The following is a 19314-nucleotide window of genomic DNA, read 5'->3' as shown; positions in this document are numbered from 1 at the left end:
TACCTGGCCTCGGCTACTGTGCTCGGTGACCGGGTGCTGGCGCAGGCCGCCTGACGCGAGTGCTGAACTCGCCGGCCGTACCTGAAACGTTCTGGGTAATTGACCGGGCCAGCCCTTCAAAGCAACGCAGATTGTGACGGAATGTTATGTGCCAAAATTCATTCATCGGTCTTCAAGAGAGGTAAATCGATAATGTCATCGCACACTGAAGAGATTGCCCCCGCCCTCGCCATTCCTCATCGGCCCGGCCGCCATTGCGGGAGTTCGGCTATCCGGGACTTGCTCGAGTTCCATGGCACGACACTGACCGAGGCCATGTGTTTTGGGCTAGGCTCGGGGCTAGGCATCACGTACCTGACGCTGCCCGGTACGCCGACACCCTTTCTGGTCCATGTACGCTCGCTGGGATACGAGGAGCGGGTATTTCAGGCGCTTGACGTACCGTTCGCCTGGACAAGTTACGGCTCGGTCGAGGAGGGCGCGCAGGCGCTAGATGGCCTGCTCGACCAGGGGTGCCCGGCCCTGCTGCTGACCGATATTTTTCACCTGCCGTACTTTGCCAGCCGCACGCATTTTCCCGGCCATGCCATCGTGGCCTGGCAGCGCCAACCGACGGATGGTTGCATTCTGGTGACGGATACTGAGCGCCCAGCGCCCATCCCGGTGGCACGTGCCGCCCTAGCGCGTGCACGCTTCGCGGAACTGCCTCCCTTTCTTCATGCTGGCAACTTGTTCGCGCCTCCCGCCATTGATGCCCGGCTTTCGGTCGAGCGGGTGGCGGCAGCTATACGCCATAACGCGCGTTTGCTGCTGGAGGGCGGACACAATACCGGCTTGGCCGCGCTCGATACCTGGCTGGCCGATCTTGGCCGCTGGGAGAGCGAGGGCGATTGGCGCTGGACGACGCGTTTTGCTTATCAAGTTATCGAGCGGCGCGGCACGGGCGGCGGTGGCTTTCGCAAGATGTACGCAGAATTTCTGGAGGAAGCCGCATCGGCTGATCCACGCATCAGCGAGTTGCAGCTGCCGGAACTAATGACAGGTTGTGCCATATGCTGGACAGCGCTGGCGCTGGTGCTGAAAGCAGGCTCCGAGAGCGAATGCTTCCCTACAAAGCAACTCGCTGATGCCCTGCAAGCCTTACGGGTGGCGGAGCGTCGCTATGTCGACGCTGTTCTGACATATTGAGTGAACGCAGTTGCAGTACACATAGAGGAGTAGGCATATCGCATATGAAGCCGGAGCTGGGCCAAACTGCCATGGCCAAAGCATTTTTCGGCTGCCAGCATCTGCTGTTCAACGCCTTCGGTATCGACGTGGTGGCGGTGGCTGACGCCAGGGCGGAGATGACGATGCCGTTTCCGAAACTCTTGCCGACGGCCATAGAGCGTTGCACCGGGGCCGCTGGTGACCCTGCTCGACACGACGTGCGGACTGGCCATTTTCTCCGCGCTCCGCTCTATGCCACCATAGACCTGCGCGTCGATTACCTGCGTGCCATTCCTGCGCGCGGTGGCCGAATGCTTCAGCTGGACAGACAGCGTGGCTTTTGTCTCCGGCCTAGGAGCCTGTCGGGCTTGCCCCCGCGGCGGGATCAAGGTGCTTTTTGACGCGTCGCCGTGCCTTTCAGGCATCTGAGTTGGGTCGCGGCCCCGGGGGACGAATCAGCACGCCTGAGCAGCTGTTTGAACGGCCTCGGGGCGTACTTTTCTACCTTTACGCTGCACGCAGCACATGCAGGCGCTTGATGTTCTAGGCCATGGTCACCAAGCTCCATTCACATTGGGCCTTGGCCAGTCCGCGCATGCTCATCTGCCGCCAACCCATCACCCGCTTGATGATTCCGAAGACCGGCTCGACCGTCTGCTTGCGCAGCTTGTATAGCGGTAAGCGTCCGCCCAACTCACCTTGCGTAAGTTAGGCTGGCACCCACCGATGCGGCAGCAGTTGATCAATCTCACTTGCCCGATGCGTCGGCAGGCGCGTCAGCACATCTTTGAGATAGGCATATGGATCATGCCCATTCATGCGCGCTGACTGGATCAAACTCATGATCGCCGCTGCCCGTTTGCCACTGCGCAGCGAGCCGGCGAATAACCAGTTCGAGCGCCCAAGAGCCCACGGCCGGATCTGATTTTCGACCGGGTTGTTATCTATGGGCACAGCACCATCATCGACATAGCGAGCCAGTGCAGCCCAGCGCTTGAGGCTGTAATCCAGTGCTTTGGCGATAGCCGATCCTTCGGGCACAAGATCGCGCTGGGCGAGCATCCAGGTGTGCAGTGCGTCGAGAAGGGGGGCCGCCTTTTCCTGGCGTATTCGCCAGCGATCTTCGTCGCTCATGTCCCGCGCTTGCCGTTCGATTTCGTACAACCCGCCAATCGAGTGCAGCGCCTGTTCGGCCAGTTGGCTTTTGTTCGTCGCATGTAGATCGAAGAACTTGCGGCGGGCATGGGCCATGCAGCCAATTTCGGTGATGCCTTGCTGGAAACTTGCCTTGTAGCCGGCGAAGTCGTCGCAAACCAGCTTGCCATTCCACGGGCCAAGGAAGTTGCGCGCATGCTCACCTGCACGGCTCGGGCTGAAGTCGTAAACCACGGCTTTGAGGGCCACGAACGGCGTAGTGCAGTAGGCCCAGACGTAGGCACGGTGGGTTTTCTTCTCGCCCGGCGCGAGCATCTGCACCGGCGTTTCGTCGGCGTGAATCACGGCTTGGGCCAGTATCGTTTCGCGCAGCGCATCGACCAAGGACTGGAGCTGCACGCCGGTTTGGCCGACCCACTGCGCCAGCGTTGAGCGAGCGATTGCCAGGCCGGCGCGGCCGAAGATTTTCTCTTGCCGATACAGCGGCAAATGGTCAGCAAACTTGGCCACCATCACGTGAGCCAGCAGGCCCGCAGTCGGGATGCCTTTGTCGATCACTTGCGCCGGCACCGGTGCCTGGATCAGCGTTTCGCACTCGCGGCAGACCCATTTTCCACGGACATGTTGCTCGACGGTGAATACGCCTGGCGTGTAATCGAGCTTCTCGCTGACGTCTTCGCCGATGCGCTGAAGCTGGCAGCCACACGCGCACTGGGTGTTTTCCGGTTCGTGACGAATCACGGTGCGCGGGAACTGCGCCGGTAACGCTGTACGCTTGGGCTGTTGACGTGGTTCGGTCGAAGCAACGGCTGGATTTAGCGCTTTGAGCTCAGTCTCGATGGCCGCGATGTCGGTGTCGAGCAGGTCGTCGAGCAGACTGCCCTGGTCAGGGCTCAGTTGCTCGCTGCGCTTGGCGAACTTGTGCCGTTTAAGCAGTGCGATTTCGTGACTGAGCTGCTCGATGACTGTTTGATCGCGGTGGATCTTCTTGCCCATCGTGTCGACCTGCAACAACAGCTGCGCAGCCAAAGCACGCAGTTGGTCAGGGGGCATTTGGTCGAGGTTGGGCGAGGAAATCATGCCGTGGATTTTACCAAGGCAGGCCGCTTATAGCAGTAAGCCAAGAAGCAAATGACAGCCTTTTAAAGCAGGGTGATCGCACCGCTAGCCCCGACGCGCTGCCAGGGCAGTCCAAGCACCAAGGCCTGAAGTTGCTCGGCATCCAACGCTATCTCGCAACCATGGCGAATGCCTGGCCAGTGAAACTTGCCTTGGTTTAACCGGCGCGCCGCCAACCAGATGCCAAACCCGTCGTGCACCAGCACTTTCATGCGCGTGGCGCGGCGATTGGCAAACAGGTAAGCGCAGTGCGGCTTCGCCGCACCGAACACCGCCACCACTCGCGCCAACGCGGTTTCAGTGCCGGCGCGCATGTCCAAGGGCTCTGTGGCGAGCCAGATGGAGTCGATGCGGATCATCGCAGCAGGTCTCGCAGGAACGCGGAACACGCTGCTGCATTTTCTGTAGGCCAACTCACAACGACCACTCCTTTTAAATGAGGCACTTCGATTCGTATCGTGGCAGGCATGGCCTGAGGGATCGGCGACGGAGTTGATGCCTTGACCGGAATGAAGGCGGTTTGGAGGGCCATGGTTTTCTGCGCATGCAGCCGGATCCATTTATGAACAAGGTTGGCGTTGAGGTTGTGGCTCAGTGCGACACTCGCAATCGAGGTGTCAGACTGTGCGCACTCGGCAATGACCTGGGCCTTGAAGGACTTGGAATAGCTGCGGCGTTCTTGTTGCATGAGCGTCCTCTTAAAAAGGCTAAAAATGGTGTCCACTTAAAATCAGGTGGACACCATCGCCTTAGACGACGCTGTCAGGTAGGTGTGTTGGCCGGACGCTTAGTGCGCCAGTTAAAGCTGGCGGAGGATAGTCGATGAAAGTTCGATACTGGTAAGAAATGGCGAATCAACCAGACCCCGAGTCATGCATGTTGCACCGCGAGGTGCAGGGTGAAGCGTTGACAGGGGAAACCGATGGGCCAGCCATTGAGCCGCGTAATCACAAGTTCGGGATGCCGATGCTGTTAAGCGAAGCAGAAGGCAACACGGAGCATGGCGTTTTACGCCAGTCATGCTCTGATCCCGCGCGGTCGGAGACCCTGTGCACGTCGGGAAGTCCTTCGCACAGAAACTGGGAGATCTCAGCGGTGCCCGGTGCGCAAGCGCCGGGCGGAGCAGGAAAGGCCAAAAGCCATAACCCTGCTGTTCACGTCGCTGAGAAGTCGGATACGTCCGTAGTACCTGAGAAGCCATCGAACAAAGGGCCTGGCCCTGCGGAGATAGTGGAGGAAAGGGACGTAGCCAAGGGAAGCACCGACAGGCCTCCCGCGCCCCGGACACTGAGCCGGATCAACTGCGCGTCGATGGGACTTGAAGGTGTACGTGAAGCAGCCCGAAGGAAGAAGGGCATGCAGTTCACGGCGTTGCTGCACCACATCACACCGCAGTTATTGGCGCAGAGCTTTTATGCCCTGCGCCGCGATGCTGCGGTGGGCGTGGACGGCATGTCGTGGCGAGAATATGAGGAAGGTCTTCTCCAGCGGGTAACCGATTTGCACGCAAAGCTCCACAGCGGAGCCTATCGGGCAATACCATCGCGGCGGGTCTACATTCCCAAAGCCGATGGCAGGCAGCGCCCGTTGGGCATTACCTCTTTGGAGGACAAGATCGTACAGCAGGCGGTTGTTACCGTTCTGAATGCGATCTATGAAGAGGACTTCCTGGGATTCTCGTATGGGTTTCGACCGGGACGCAGCCAGCACGATGCGCTGGATGCGTTGACGGTCGCGCTGAAGGGTCAGAAGGTAAACTGGATATTGGATGCGGATATCACGTCGTTCTTTGATGAGATCGACCATGAATGGATGCTGATGTTTCTGGGACACCGGATTGCAGACCGGCGCATGCTCGGACTTATCTGCAAGTGGCTCCAAGCGGGTGTAATGGAGGATGGACGTAGGGTGGCTGCGACCAAGGGGACTCCCCAAGGTGCAGTGATATCGCCGTTGCTGGCGAATATCTATCTTCACTACGTGCTGGATCTATGGGCAAGGCAGTGGCGCCAGCGGCATGCCCGTGGCGATGTGATTGTCGTGCGTTACGCGGACGACAGCGTGGTGGGTTTCAGGACGCAATGGCAGGCTCAGCAGTTTCTGGTGCAGTTGCAGGAGCGGTTGGCCAGGTTCGGATTGTCCCTCAATGCCTCGAAAACACGACTGATTGAGTTTGGTCGTTTTGCTGCGAGAAATCGTAGGAAACGAGGTTTAGGCAAACCGGAGACGTGACTTCCTGGGCTTTACACACTGTTGCAGTACCAACAGAAGCGGTGGTTTTCAAATACTGCGACTGACGGTCAAGAAACGAATGCGTGCGACGCTGCTGGCTATTCGGGATGAGCTGAAACGCCGACGCCACGAGTCTGTTCACGTCGTGGGTCAGTGGCTTACCCAGGTGGTCAGGGGCTACTTCAACTACCACGCGGTGCCGGGGAACCTGATACGTCTTGGCGGTTTTCGTTCGGCGGTTTGCCGTCTATGGCGGCAAGCCCTCATACGACGCAGTCAGCGCAATAGGCTCCAATGGTCACGCTACGGTCGCCTCGCCGACCTCTACATACCTAAACCCAGAAATGCACATCCGTACCCTGAGGACCGCTTCGCGTCACATACCCGAGGCAGGAGCCGTATGCGGTAGTTCCGCACGTACGGATCTGTGCGGGGGGCGGCAGGTAACTGCCGTCCCTACCGCGACCCGTATTGCTGCCCTTGTGGCAGGTGAGCCGTAAGGTGAGCTGTTGGCGGTGCGGGTATGGGATCGCAGAGAAAGCGAATGCCGGGCTGTAATGGCTCGGATAGGGGTTGGAACATTACTCCACGGGAAACCGGGCAGACTTCTGCGTGGTCGTTGAACACATGAGCGAAGATGAGGTTGGGTCTGAAAGGGTGCAGGTCAGCGCGTAAGAGCATGGGGTTCCCATGTCCGCGACCTGAGTCCGTATAGCGGAAACTGACCAGCTCAGAGCGGATTGTGAAGATCCATCTGTCCCCAGAAGGATTCAAGGCAGATAGATCGGCTCTTGATCGGGCTTACAACGGCTTGAGCCGTATGCGGTGAAAGTCGCACGTACGGTTCTTAGGGGGCCCTAGGCCAGCAATGGCCTGGGGGCTACCCGACTAACTGGCGCTTCGATCTGAGCACGCTGCATTCGTGCCTACTAATCGCAGCCACTATCTGCCCCCCACACCACTCCCCTTGCGGTTGGTTCGAGTGGCTGAGCCTCATTGCTAATCAGGTAATTTTATACTCCCTCCAAGCGCACCTTGACGTTTAGGCCGATTTATTGTCTCAGTTGCAATCAGTCGCTCCTGCTTGTACGCAAGGACTTCTAGTTCAACAGTTTCGTTATTAATTGCAACAACGAGTTTATCGTAGTCCTTTAGAGCACCAAGTCCTTGCAGCGTCATCCCTTTAAGATCAGACCAGAACCGTGGTGGGGTTGGTGCTGGCGTTGACGTGCCACAGATGCTGCTTGCGACAATTTGAGCTTGTGTAACCGCATTATGAATTGTTTCTAAACGTACCATCGTTCCAAAAAAAAGATTCCTAGCCAGTGCGCAGTCGCCGATCGCATATATACTGGTATCCGATGTACGCATCTGATCATCGACCACAACGCCATTACTCACTTCAAGGGCCGCCTCAGTTGCCAGCTCTAGCTCAGGGATAGCACCGATTCCAACTATAATCAGATCCGCCTGAACTTCTTCTCCACTTTCAAGTACGCATTGATCAACATGGCCATTCCTGCCCTTTATGGACGTTAATTTCGCATTCAGCTTGAACCCAACTCCTTCAGCCTCCAGGCGGGCTCTGACTAAGTTGGCTGCTGCCGGCGTAACCACGCGCGCCATTACACGCGGGGCGGCTTCTATCACTGTGACCCTCCTCCCTATGCCCACCGCAGCTGAGGCGACTTCAAGCCCGATCACTCCGCCGCCCAACACAACAACAGACGCACTCTCCACAAGTTTCCTACGTAAATTTTTGGCGTCTTCCATACTGCGTAAATAGCAGACTCCAGACAGTTCAGATCCCTCGCAGGTTAATCTACGCGCGCTAGCACCTGTTGCAAGAATCAATTTTTCATACGCGTACTCTTCTCCGTCTTTAGCAGCAACTACCTTACGCCCCACGTCAATTGATACAATCTGTGTATTTAACGAAATGCTAATATTATTATTCGTATAAAAACTTTCTGGCTTTAGTGGTATTGCGGATTCTGCAGTCTCACTTGTCAGAAAAGACTTGGATAGGGGAGGCCGCTGATAAGGTACCACAGACTCCTTGCTCAAAAGTCTAATTTCCCCTTTATAACCATATTGGCGAAGCCAGAACGCAGCATTTACTCCAGCTGTACCAGCGCCAACAATAACAATTGCCATAATATTCTCTCTGATATATTTTTCACTATATTGTTTAATGCCGATCACCTCAGATAACACCCTGGCGTTCGGCTTCAATTATTGCTTGCGTGCGACTCTTTACATTAAGGATGGCAAATATTTTCCTCATATGCCACTTTATAGCATCTTCGGTGACATACATCTTTGTTGCTATTTGTTTGTTTGAGCACCCCTCTTTTACAAGTTTCAAGACACTGACCTGCTTCAGTGTCAAAAAATCACCAGCTTTATTTTCTGCGGATTTTCTAATCTCCACCATTTGCGGCAGACTAAAAGCTCCAATCGCTTGATCTAAATTAACTGCTGCGAAGACTTCACATGAAGTCGGTATTATCCTCTTAATCAAATGTATTTCATCCAGCACTGTTTGAAAGCATTGAAGCTGTTTTGCCATCTCCAATGCATAAGCAATGTTATGCTGGGCCTTCTTTAATGTGCCGCCACCTGCTTGCGCTCCGGCTAAATACAATAAGCCACGGACTTCCAATTGGCCTGCACTAATTTTACGGGCTTGCTGAATAGCCAATAGCGCTCTGTGCGCGGCAAGATGAAAGTTCTGATCTCGGGAAAACGCGAGTGATTGAACAAGCAGCAGGCGTGCCTTTAGGGGGGCTGAGTGCGGTCCGAAGAAAATCTTGTGATCTTCAAAAGCTTGTAACTTATTTATGTACGTTACGCCTTGAAAGAGCAAGCGTTGATAGATCTCAATTTGGCTCATAACTTCCAATCTTGGTAGATTTTTTTCAGCCGCATGTGCCTTCGCCCACTCCAAAATCTCAATGGAACCATTCAGGTCATTCCTTCCAAGCCGCCAAGCTGACACAACACGGCATACGGAAAAAAACACGTCTGTCACCCCGTGATTGGCAATAAACTCTAAAATTTCGGAGAACTTTTCTTCTGAGGTGTCCAAGCGGCACAATTCATAATTTGACTCAAGCTCTAGAGCGTCCAGCATTTTCGAAGTAAACGCGGTCTCCATAATCTGCGCGCCACTGTCTGTGCGTGCTTGAGTTATAAGCTGCCTGGCCCAGCTCATTTTCCCGCTTGCTAGCGCTTGTTGAAGCTTGGCGACATACAGCCAACCGAAAGCAAAATCTTGTTTTGCAAATTTATTCACGGCTTGGGCCTGAGTCAGCACCTTCTCTAACTCTGCAAATCTATACTCACTGGCAAAAATAAAAGCCAAGCAGGTTAGCGCGGCCCCTTTTCCAACTGCGTTTGAATCCCCAAATAAACTAATCCACTTATTACAGAGCTCCTCACTCAAAATCATTTCATCATTCGTTGCTTTACCTATTGCAAACACAAGCTGCGGCCATCCTTTTTCTTGCCATTCGTTTTTTTTATCGGGTGGGGTAATTAGGTCTTTAAGTAACTTCTCTGCTCGCGCGCTTTGCTGACTGAAATACAATACCCACGCGTAACTAATAAGTACTATGGGGTTCTTGTGCAAGTCCTTCACTGGCAGCTCCGACAGCCAGTGTCTCAGCGTATCTATTTCGCCCTGACGAAATGACAAATCTAAAATTATTCCCTCACTCATGCCGACAGCCCAGCGACAGTCATTCGCCCGTAGGGCTATTCGTATTGCGTACTGGTATTCGCCTCTACGCCAATGCCAGAAAGCAGCGCGCTTAAGCAAGTAGGATCTTTTAGCAGGATTTTCAGCCCAAGTAATTCCTTGAAGAAAATCACGCAATACTGGATGTAGTGTAAACTGCGCCGGCTCACTTTCTACATGGCGAAGCAACATGTAATTCGTGCTCAGATATTTAATACATGAGGCCGCATTGACGCATTTGAATACATAATTGTAGCCATCAGGCGTCACGACATCGAGCAATGAAGAATTTACAAGAAAAACACGATACCGCTCGGGAAGCGCCTCAAATATTTCATCATTAAAGTAATTATCTATTTCAACTACTGTTGAAATAGACTTGGCCGGCAACTCACATTTTAACAAAAACCCTATAAGAGCAGGCCACCCCTCCACTTCTTGCACCAAGGCCTCTATCTGTACCTCAGAAACTCCAAGAACAGCCTCTGCCTCCGCTAACGCCACTGCCTCGTCTGCGCTAAAGGCCAAATCTTTCTCGGTGTGCTCCTGCATAGCGCCTGCAAGTTTAAGCCGCGAGAACCCTTTTATTGTATTACCTGCGACTGCAAACCTGATACTTTTTGGTGTTTCTAACATGAACTCCATAAGCGCGTGCAACAACGGCAAGCCCAAACCCTGATTAATATTATCCAAACAAATTAGCGTTTCTATCTCGTTACTCGAGGTACTCTGCCAAAGACTGGATGCAAGGTCTCGCAAGAGCGTAGGCTTGCTCACACCCTCCCTCGCATGGCTGAATTTTACCAGTTCGAAAGCATCAAGCTGCTCAATAATCTCTGCGCAGATATCAAATTCACTGTAAGAACTGGCTCTTAAAGAAATCCACACTGCTGGACGTCCGGTTGTTCTGTGGCGTAGCCACTCGAACGCAAGAGCCACGGTTTTTCCATATCCAGGCGGGGCTCTGTAAAGGTATACTCTGGACGCAGTTCCATCCGCGATACTCAATCTGGGCCGATATATGCAGTTATAGACTTTGGCACTTACTAGGGTCGTGATTCGATCCAGCCCGATCTTGGCTACCGAAAAATCATTATTTATTTTTATTTTCATTATGCTATTCTCAGCGCCAGCTGCCTGGAGATTTTCACCATAGGTTACGGTGGTAAATATTTAAACTACACTTAAGTGTAGTCGATATGATCGGTGGTGAAAAATGCTGCCTCTTAGGGATCCCCTGAAGTAGCCATGCTTTTTTGGCTGACTTCAACCTCCGCTGATTTTGAAAGCGGCAAATCAATCAAAAACGATCAGATCACCGACCTGCTTATTTATGTGTTTTTAGCTGCCACGAGGTGCTCGCCGCAGCCATTTCCCGCATTACAGGCGCACCTCTCCTGCATTCGTCAGTAAATGTCTGCGCGCCATCCACAGGTTCGACAGCGCGAACAGTGTCACCAGTTGTGCCGTGTTCTTCGCCAGGCCACGGAAGCACGTCTTCACATAACCGAACTGGCGCTTGATCACTCTGAATGGGTGTTCGACCTTTGCCTTTGCTTTCTCGATCTTGCGCTTGGCTTTGTATAGAGCGCTACGCTTACCCAGTTTCTTATAGGTGCTGCGGCGAGTACGACGATGAATGCGATGAGACGGGGGGCTTGAGGAAAGACATTTGTGCCATTGCGCGACCTTAATCTTGATGTGGGAGCCTGGTGGTCAGGGAGGGATTCGACGGACTGCCGGCAGTACTCTCGACAGTACGGTCGAAACCGGTGCCACCGCCGAGCGCGGCATACAGGGCCACCTGGCTGGCCAGCAGCTGTCGGCGCACCTGAACGAATTGTTGCTGTGCCTCCAGCTGGTTGCGCTGCGCGTCCAGGACTTCAAGATAGGCGGCGGCACCGCTGTCATAGCGCAACTGCGCCAGCCGGGCGCGCCGGTCCTGCACATCAAGGGCCTGGCGCAGTTGCTCGACCAACTGCGCCAGCGCCTGGCGAGCGGAGAGCGCATCGGCCACTTCGCGGAAGGCGTTCTGAATGGTCTTCTCGTAGCTGGCCACGGCGATGTCGCTGCGCACCTCGGCCAAGTCCAGCGCAGCGCGGCGTCGCCCGCCATCGAAGATCGGCAGGGAGATCGTGGGTGCGAACACCCAGGTGCGGCTGCCGGACTCGAAAAGACCGGCGAGTTCGGCGCTCAATGTGCCGAAATTTCCTGTCAGCGCAATGCGCGGGAAGAAGGCAGCCCGAGCCGCACGGATGTTGGCGTTGGCGGCGGCGAGCTGGCGCTCGGCCGCGATGATGTCGGGGCGGGCCGTCAGCAGGTCGGAGGGCAGGCCAGCATCCAGCGCGGCGAAGATGGCCTCGTCGCGCAGCGCAGGCTCGGCGATGGTTAGCTGCTCGATGGACGCGCCCACCAGTTGGGTCAGCGCATGGGCCTGCGCCGCACGGGCCTGCTGAAGCTGCGTGCCCAGCGTGCGGGCCTGGATCAGCAACGTTTCGACCTGGGTCAGCTCCAGGTCGGAGGTCGACCCCATCTCGTTGCGGCGGCGGAAAATGCGGTAGGACTCCTCGCGGCTGGCAATGGTCTGATTCGCCAGCGCGATGCGCTCATCGTAGTCGCGCTGGCTCAGGTAGGCTTGCGCGACGGCTGTGATCACGCTGGCCCTTACGGCGCGTTGTGCATGGTCGGTCGCCAGGTAGTTCTGCAGTGCGGCTTCATTGAGGCTACGCACCCGGCCCCACAGGTCGAGTTCCCAACTGGTCAGGCCGACCGCTAGGCCAGCCACCTCATGGATGGCAGGTTCTCCGGTCAGAATCAGATCGTCCGGCACGCGTGCGCGAGCCCCCACGCCGGTCAGACCGATCATCGGGAACTGCTCGGACCGCTGGATACCGTGGGCGGCACGCGCTTCCTCGACACGCAGCAGCGCCAGGCGTAGGTCGCGGTTGTTCGCGAGCGCCTTCTCGATCAGCGCGAGCAGTTGCTCGTCGACTACGTAGTCGCGCCATGGCGACTCCACAGGGCGGATGCCTTGTCTCTCGGCAGGCAGGGCATTGGCAGGCCAGTGGGTGGCCACCGGCAACTCCTCGGGCACTGCGCGGATGTTCAGGGTGGGCGCGCAGCCCGCGACGGCCATTGCCGCCATCACGCATCCCAGATGCCACACGGCACGCTTCAGGAGGGGGAAAACTTCAGCCCTGTGCTTTGCGGCAAAGGCCGGCCCTCCGAGCCTGCCCGATCCAATTACCGTACTCCGCATGAGAGATTCCTTACGCTATGAATGACCAACCAATAACGATCTGCGCAGCCCATGCAGATCAAAGCCTGCGGTTGATGGTGAAACTGCCGTAGACGGGCAACTCCTTCTGCTCGCGGAACTCCCGCGTGCGTAGGTGGTGCGCGAACGCAAACTTCCAGTCGCCACGGGTCACCGCGATGCCCTGGCCGACGTCGGCCACGGAGGAGCGCTTGTCGACGCTATGGCTGTTCTTCCAGGTGTTGCCTCGAGCGTGAGGTCGTAGAGCACCCAACGGACGTCGGCGGCGACGAAGAAATGTCCGGCCCAGCCGCGGTACGTGTTGCCGGAGACCGGCGGTGCGGTGTTCTCTCCTGCCGGGCGCAGTGGCGAACTGCCGAAGTCGTCGGGCAGCCGCCAACCGATACGCCACTCGGCGCCGAAGTTGGCATGGGTGCCGAAGTTGCCCAGCGCGCCGCCCCAGTGAATGATCATGTCCTGCGACAGACCGCTACCACGTGCGAAAGGCACCGGCGGCAGATCGTGGCGGCGCATGCGCTCATGCAGGAGCTGGAACACGGGCTCATCACGCAACTGGTGATCCCAGCCATTGAAGTGAGGGCTGCCGATCACCTTGTGCACGCTGCTCTGTACCTCATTGCCGCGTGCGGAGGGTCCCACCATGCCCAGCCGCAACTGGTTGGTTGTCAGGTGATCGCCCTTGCGGGCGTTGTAGCCCACACTGAACAACAACACCGCAGCGTACGGGCGATCGTCTGGAGTCAGCTCCGAAGGTCCGTGACCTTCCGGGGTGAACAGGCCTTGCCCGAAGCTGGCAATCATGTTGATCTGGTCGAAGTCGTCGACCTGCAGCCATGTCAGGCCACGGTTGATCCACCTGGCGGCTGTTGGCAGGAAGGGGTCGTCCAGGTAATCGAGCAGGTTGGGCGACACCAGCGTCACCAGCAGGCCGTTGGTATAACCCTGATCCTGGGATCTGCCGCCGAACAGGTCGTTGTCCACGCGCAGACTCACAGTCGGCCGGCTGATCTGATCCAGCACCGACTGGCATTCCGACGCCATGGCTTCGGTCGCCAACAGCGCGTCAGCGCACAGCGTTGCCCCCAGCCAGGCAGTCCGACGGAAAACTGCATGATTCATTGGGTATTCTCCTTATCGACGGCCAAGCCTGCTTGCGGCGTAAGCCCTTCACGGCGTAACGCGTCGAGGTAATAGAGGGTGGGCACAACGAAGACGGTAAGCACCGTGGAGGCCAGCGTGCCGAAGATCAGCGAGATCGCCAGCCCGCCGAACATAGGGTCGGGCACCATGATGGCTGAGCCGAGAATGATGGCCAGCATGGTCAGCAGGATGGGCCGCAGCCGCACCGCACCGGCCTGACGCACGGCTTCTGCCAGCGCCATGCCCTGCTTGATGTTGTCTTGGATGAAGTCGATGATCAGCAGCGAGTTGCGCACCGCCACGCCCGAAAGCGCGATGAGACCGACTATTGAGGTGGCTGAAAAATCCGTGCCCAGCAGCCAGTGCCCGGGCAGGATGCCGATCGCTCCAAGCGGCACCGCGGCCATCGCGATCAGTGGGATCAGGAAGGAACGGTAGTAGGCCACCAGCAGCACGTAGATCGCCGCCAGCGCCGAGCCGAGGGCGGCGAGCATGTCGCGGTAGATGTTCAGCGTCAGCCGCATCTCGCCGTCCCACAGCAACTGGTAGCCGTCGATGGTGTCGGGCACAGTCTCGCGCAGACCGAGATTGCCGATCGCGAGCGGCTGCCCGTCAGGTGCGCGCATCCCTGACAGTCGCTGCGTCAGATCGAGCACGGCATAGGTGGGCACGCTGCGCGCCAATTGACCGCCGATGAAGATGACCGGTTCGTTGTCCTTTCGCAGGATCGGCCGATCGGCCTCGGCGGGCACGCGCCGCACTATTTCAGCCAGTGGAATCTGCCGGCCTTCGGCATTAGGCACGTACAGCCCTTCAAGCCGTGCCGGATCGGGCTGTGCGGCGCGTGGTACGTAGGCGCGGATGGACACCGGATTGCGTTCGCCGTCCAGGTGCGCGCGGCCGACCACTCGGCCGCCGTAGGCAATGTCCAGCACCTCGGCGATCTGCGCGGTCGAGACGCCCGACAGCGCGGCCTTCTCGCGGTCGGGCACCAGCCGCCACTGCGGCATATCGGTCGACTCGCTGTTGCTGATGTCCACCATGTCATAGGTCTGGACAAATTCAGCCTCGACCTGACGCGAGAGTTGCCGCAACACCTCCAGATCGGTGCCGTAGAGCTCCGCCAGCACCGTGGCGCGCACCGGCGGACCGGGAGGGTCCTCGACCAGGCGAATGCGCGCGCCGGGATGACGGGCGCGGATCGCCTCGATGTCTGGGCGCAATGCGTGGACGATGTCAGTGGAGCTCTCGGAGCGGTTGTGCTTGTCGGTCAGGTTGACGCGGATCTCGGCAATGTCCTCACCGGTCAGCAAGGAGGTGCCCTGAATCAGGCCGTTAAAGTCTGTTACCCCGGTTCGGCCGACCCAGCTCTGGTAGTTCGTCACCTGGGGAAGCCGGGCCAGTACCCGGCCGATTTCTCGCGCCAGTCGGTCGGTTTCCTCCACCGGGCTGGCCTGCGCGGCCTGAAGCACGATGCTGAAGGTGTTCTGGTTATCCTTGGGCAGAAAGCCCAGTGCCACGCCCAGATAGGGCACCGGCCCGCCAATGCCGGCCGGTCGCACGAACTGCCAGCCGCCCTGGGCCAGCGACAGCCCCATCGCTACCGCAATGCCGATCGCCAGCCAGCGGCGCACTCGCGGGCGCTCTTGCAGCGGGATGAAATACTTCAGATAGGTACGTTGTAGCCAGTCCGGCCTGGACTCGTGGTGGTCATCACCTTGCTCATTGCCAGCCACGGCCGTGCCGGCAGGTTGGGGCCGCTTGAGCCAGCGGTTGGCTGCCCACGGCGTGATGATGTAGGCCACCATGATCGACGCCAGCATCGCCACCGGCACGTTGAAGGCCAGCGGATAAAAATAGTCTCCGGCCATGCCGGATATGAGCAACAATGAGAGGAACACCAGCATGATGGCGAAGGTGGCCAGGTTGGTGGCGCTGCCAATCTCGTTGGTCGCAAGGACGGTAACTTCTTCCTTCGAGCCGGGCGTTCGGGCGTGGTGGTAGTGGCGGTGGATGTTCTCGATCACCACGATCGCGGCATCGACCAGCAGACCAAGCGCCAGGATCAGAGCAAACAGCGTGATGCGGTTGATGGTCACGCCGCCAAGCAGGTCGACGGCCAGCGTGATCGAGAAGATGACCGGCACCGTCACCGAGACGATCAGCGCCTCGCGCCAGCCAAGGAACAGCAGCATCACAAAGCTGACCGTGACCAGTGCGATTATGATGTGTTCCATCAGGCCATTGACGGCATCCTCGGCCTTCTGACCGTCGTCGCGCGTCACCACTACGTGCACCGCCTGCGGAATGAAGCTGGCCTGCATGCGCTGCACCCGGTCTTTCACTGCGCGCGCGACTGCGACGGCGCTTTCGCCTTTCTTCTTGGCCACGGCGATGGTCACCGCCGGCATTTCGCCGATGGCTTCTTCGGCGCGCGCATCGCCTGGGCCGAAGGCAAACCGGCTGAGTTGCGTGATCTCCTCATTTGAGCCGTCGGTGACGGTGGCGACGTCGCCGAGCTTGATCGGCTGCCCGTCGTGCACACTGACGACCAAGTTGCGGATTGCCCTGGCCGAGTCCAGGTCACCGGCAAAGCGCAGTTCGTGTGTCTCGCTGCCGGAGACCGGTCCGTTCAGCGTCAGTGCGGAATTGGCCGCCGTAAGCGCCGCCTGTGCGGTCGCCAGCGAAATCGCGAAGGCCTGCATCCGCACTGGATCGAACGCCACGCCGATCTCGCGGTCGCGACCGCCGTACACCGTAACCCCGGCTGCGCCGGGCGTGCTACGCAAGCGCTCGGCCACCGCGTCAGCCAGGCGCTTGAGGCCGTGGTCGTCGTAGGCGTCGGATGCCAATGTGACGGTGACGATGGGCACATCATCGGCATCCACGGCCTGGATCAGCGGAACGCCCGCATCCATCGGCAGGCGAGCGCGGCTGGTAATCACCCGGTTGTAAAGCTTGACCAGCGAATCCTCCGGCGGCTCGCCGACTTTGAACTGCACCTGCACAGTGCCCAGGCCCGGACTAGCGTTGCCGTAGCTGTGGTCGACGCCGGTCATCTCGCTGAGGATGCCTTGCAGTGGCGAAACCACCAGCCGATCCACTTCCTCAGCGGTGGCACCCGGCAGTGCGACGACCACCACGGCACCGGGTACGACGATCTGCGGGTTCTCCTCGCGAGGATTCAAGAGCACGGCCAGAGCGCCGAGGGCCAGTGCGCCGAGCACGAACACGATGGTCAGCTTGGACGTGATGAAGCTGCGCGCGAGCCGGCCGGCGAGGTTCAGGGATGACCCGCTCATTGAGCGGGCACCACTGGCACCAGGTGGGCGCCGTCGCGGACCGATGGATCGATCCGAGCCAGCACTTGTTCGCCCGCGGCCAGTCCGCTGGTGACCAGCACCTGGTCTCCGAACCGCTCGGTCAGGCGCAGCCAGCGAAACGCCAGCCGTTCGTCTTTGCCGACCACGAATACGCCGGTCAGCCCGCCTTGTTCGGTGAGCGCCGCGGCGGGGATCGTCACCGCCGTTGCGCTGTGCGCGCTATTGGCAGGCAGGCGCACGCGACCGAACATGCCGGCCAGCAGCGCGCTGTCCGGAGGCAGGCTGATCTCGACCGTGTAGCGCCGGGTTGCCGGATCGGCCGACGGCACGATGGCGCGCACCGTGCCCGTGACAGGCTGATCCTCACGCTCGTCGATCAGCACCGGCACTGTGGCGCCGGAAGCGAAGGCATGCAGGCTGGCCTGTGGCGCAGAGAAGCGGAACAGCAACTGGTCGCGCCCCTCCACGGTCAGCAGCAATACGCCCGGCTGCACGATGTCGCCGTCGCGCACGTGGCGCGTGATGATGGCACCATCGATCGGGCTGGTCACGCGCTGGTCGCGCCGGTTGGCTTCGGCGATCGCCATCGCAGCGCGTGCCTGCTCGACAGCAGCCGCCGCGACCTGGGCGCGCAACTGATCCTGCTCAAGATCCGTTCGGGAAACCCCGCCGGCACGCGCCAGCGGTTCGTTGCGAGCGACATCGGTATCGGCCTGGCGCTGTTGTGCCTGTGCAGCATGCAACGCCGCGCGCGCCTGCTGCACGGCGCCCTCGGCCTGTTGCGCATCGATCGTCACCAGAACCTGGCCGGCCCTTACTGGCTGGCCTTCATGCAGCCCGGGGGCCCGTACTGTGCCGGCCGTGCGGGCAGCTAGCTGTGATCTCTCAGTAGGTTGTTCATCCGGGGCTTACCCGGAAAACTGGAAGTGCGACCCACCAAGCATTCCAGGAGCCCCGGATGAACCTGCATAAACATGCCCGTCTTACCCCTCGCGGTCGAGCCTTTCTGGTCCAGCGCATGCTCAACGGCCTGCGGGTCGAGGACGCGGCGCAAGCCGCCGGAGTCAGTGTCCGCACCGCCTACAAGTGGCTCAGGCGCTTTCGTGAAGAGGGCGAAGCCGGCTTGATGGATCGCTCCTCGCGCCCGTTCTCATGTCCGCATGCCACGGCAACCGTCATGATCGAACAACTAATCGAGCTACGCCGCTCGCGCAAGACCTACCGGCAGATTGCCCAGATGCTCAGCCTCGCCGTCAGCACCGTCGCCCGCCGTCTCAAGCAGGCTGGTTTGCACCGCTTGGCCGAGCTGGAACCGGCTCCTGTGGTGGTGCGCTACGAATACGCCAATCCCGGCGATCTCTTGCACCTGGACATCAAGAAGCTTGGCCGCTTCTGGAAGCCCGGACACCGGGTTACCGGCGACCGTCAGCAGTGCTCCGACGGTGCCGGCTGGGAGTTCGTACATGTGGCCATCGACGATGCGTCCCGGCTGGCCTTCATCAGCCTGCACCCGGACGAGCGCGGCAGCAGCGCCTGCCAGGCCTTGTTGCAGGCCCTGCGCTACTACCGCGGCCTGAGCATCGGCTTCCGGCGGGTCATGACGGACAACGGAGCCTGCTACCGTTCCCGGGCGTTCCAGCGCTTATGCACCCGACTTGGATTGCGGCACATCCGCACCAGGCCCTATACACCGCGGACCAACGGCAAGGCCGAGCGCTTCATCCAGACGACCCTGCGTGAGTGGGCCTACGCCCGGAGTTATGACAGCTCCGAGCAGAGAGCCGCGCATCTACCAGGCTGGCTGCATCACTACAACTGGCACAGGCCGCATGCCAGCCTCGACTACAAACCGCCGATCAGTCGTGCTGTGCTTCCACTGAACAACGTGCTGGGTTTACACAGCTAGCTGTACCCGCTCGTCGGCCACGACCGTGCCGCTGGCCAGGTCACCGAGGGCCACCTCGGCTTTGCTGGCGGTGACCACGGGCAGCGCCACCGACGGTGGCTCCACCTGTGCGACGTGCTCTGCACCGCCACAGGCGGCGAGCGTGAGCGCTGTAATGAGTACCGCCAGTTTATGGAGCAGCATTGGGACGAGTGGAGTCATATCGCATGGT

13 protein-coding genes and 3 pseudogenes are annotated in these 19314 nt (G+C 58.8%); 4 read left to right on the top strand and 12 right to left on the bottom strand.

The window, feature by feature from the left end; translation table 11 throughout:
- The first annotated feature begins 192 nt into the window (after nucleotides 1-192).
- Together K787_RS0112605 and K787_RS23045 are read left to right on the top strand one after the other, a co-directional pair.
- Nucleotides 193-1188 (top strand): BtrH N-terminal domain-containing protein, encoded by a 996-nt coding sequence (locus K787_RS0112605; protein ID WP_040640991.1) that lies wholly within the window; start codon nucleotides 193-195, stop codon nucleotides 1186-1188.
- 44 nt (nucleotides 1189-1232) lie between these two features.
- Nucleotides 1233-1610 (top strand): hotdog family protein, encoded by a 378-nt coding sequence (locus tag K787_RS23045; RefSeq protein WP_052185370.1) that lies wholly within the window; start codon nucleotides 1233-1235, stop codon nucleotides 1608-1610.
- Between the two features lie 142 nt (nucleotides 1611-1752).
- Here K787_RS23045 and K787_RS24770 read toward each other — a convergent pair.
- The 4 genes and pseudogenes from K787_RS24770 to tnpA all read right to left on the bottom strand — a co-directional run.
- Nucleotides 1753-1884 (bottom strand): annotated as a pseudogene (locus tag K787_RS24770) (transposase); the annotation flags it as partial.
- 33 nt (nucleotides 1885-1917) lie between these two features.
- Nucleotides 1918-3444 (bottom strand): IS66 family transposase, encoded by a 1527-nt coding sequence (gene tnpC / locus K787_RS0112590; protein WP_022963162.1) that lies wholly within the window; start codon nucleotides 3442-3444, stop codon nucleotides 1918-1920.
- Nucleotides 3445-3506: 62 nt separating this feature from the next.
- The gene (gene tnpB, locus K787_RS25565) at nucleotides 3507-3842 is read right to left on the bottom strand and encodes an IS66 family insertion sequence element accessory protein TnpB (protein WP_022963161.1); all 336 of its coding nucleotides are present in this window, start codon (nucleotides 3840-3842) and stop codon (nucleotides 3507-3509) included.
- Entirely contained in the window at nucleotides 3839-4171 is a 333-nt protein-coding gene (gene tnpA / locus K787_RS25080) for an IS66-like element accessory protein TnpA (RefSeq protein ID WP_022963160.1), read from the bottom strand. The genes tnpB and tnpA overlap by 4 nt, the downstream gene beginning before the upstream one ends.
- Before the next feature lie 188 nt (nucleotides 4172-4359).
- Between tnpA and K787_RS25865 the strand changes: the two genes are divergently transcribed.
- A complete protein-coding gene (locus K787_RS25865; protein WP_368043967.1) occupies nucleotides 4360-5715 on the top strand; it encodes a reverse transcriptase domain-containing protein in 1356 nt (451 codons plus the stop codon).
- Nucleotides 5716-6714: 999 nt separating this feature from the next.
- Here K787_RS25865 and alkT read toward each other — a convergent pair.
- The 7 genes and pseudogenes from alkT to K787_RS23020 form a co-directional block, all read right to left on the bottom strand.
- Entirely contained in the window at nucleotides 6715-7872 is a 1158-nt protein-coding gene (gene alkT / locus K787_RS0112570; RefSeq protein WP_028614897.1) for a rubredoxin-NAD(+) reductase, read from the bottom strand.
- Between the two features lie 49 nt (nucleotides 7873-7921).
- Entirely contained in the window at nucleotides 7922-10396 is a 2475-nt protein-coding gene (locus K787_RS0112565) for a helix-turn-helix transcriptional regulator (RefSeq protein WP_235801936.1), read from the bottom strand.
- 441 nt (nucleotides 10397-10837) lie between these two features.
- Nucleotides 10838-11152: a transposase gene (locus K787_RS24755; protein ID WP_268870410.1), complete on the bottom strand. Its 315-nt coding sequence runs from the start codon at nucleotides 11150-11152 to the stop codon at nucleotides 10838-10840.
- The gene (locus tag K787_RS0112555) at nucleotides 11148-12602 is read right to left on the bottom strand and encodes an efflux transporter outer membrane subunit (RefSeq protein WP_022963156.1); all 1455 of its coding nucleotides are present in this window, start codon (nucleotides 12600-12602) and stop codon (nucleotides 11148-11150) included. The genes K787_RS24755 and K787_RS0112555 overlap by 5 nt, the downstream gene beginning before the upstream one ends.
- Before the next feature lie 172 nt (nucleotides 12603-12774).
- Nucleotides 12775-13775: pseudogene (locus K787_RS23025) on the bottom strand (lipid A deacylase LpxR family protein).
- A gap of 74 nt (nucleotides 13776-13849) precedes the next feature.
- Nucleotides 13850-17176, bottom strand: coding sequence for an efflux RND transporter permease subunit (locus K787_RS0112545; protein ID WP_022963155.1), 3327 nt, complete (start codon nucleotides 17174-17176; stop codon nucleotides 13850-13852).
- Nucleotides 17173-18081 (bottom strand): annotated as a pseudogene (locus K787_RS23020) (efflux RND transporter periplasmic adaptor subunit); the annotation flags it as partial. The pseudogene K787_RS23020 and the gene K787_RS0112545, both read right to left, overlap by 4 nt.
- Before the next feature lie 74 nt (nucleotides 18082-18155).
- On the opposite strand from K787_RS23020, the gene K787_RS0112535 reads away from it, so the two are divergent.
- The gene (locus K787_RS0112535; protein ID WP_022963153.1) at nucleotides 18156-19103 is read left to right on the top strand and encodes an IS481 family transposase; all 948 of its coding nucleotides are present in this window, start codon (nucleotides 18156-18158) and stop codon (nucleotides 19101-19103) included.
- Here the strand turns inward: K787_RS0112535 and K787_RS0112530 are convergent.
- The gene (locus K787_RS0112530; RefSeq protein WP_152486837.1) at nucleotides 19092-19304 is read right to left on the bottom strand and encodes a hypothetical protein; all 213 of its coding nucleotides are present in this window, start codon (nucleotides 19302-19304) and stop codon (nucleotides 19092-19094) included. The genes K787_RS0112535 and K787_RS0112530 overlap by 12 nt on opposite strands.
- Between the last annotated feature and the right edge of the window lie 10 nt (nucleotides 19305-19314).

It is taken from the genome of Halopseudomonas pelagia CL-AP6 (genome assembly GCF_000410875.1).
Taxonomy (GTDB): domain Bacteria; phylum Pseudomonadota; class Gammaproteobacteria; order Pseudomonadales; family Pseudomonadaceae; genus Halopseudomonas; species Halopseudomonas pelagia.
The sequence above is the reverse complement of the archived record's forward strand: the minus strand, read 5'-3'. Positions and strand labels throughout refer to the sequence as shown.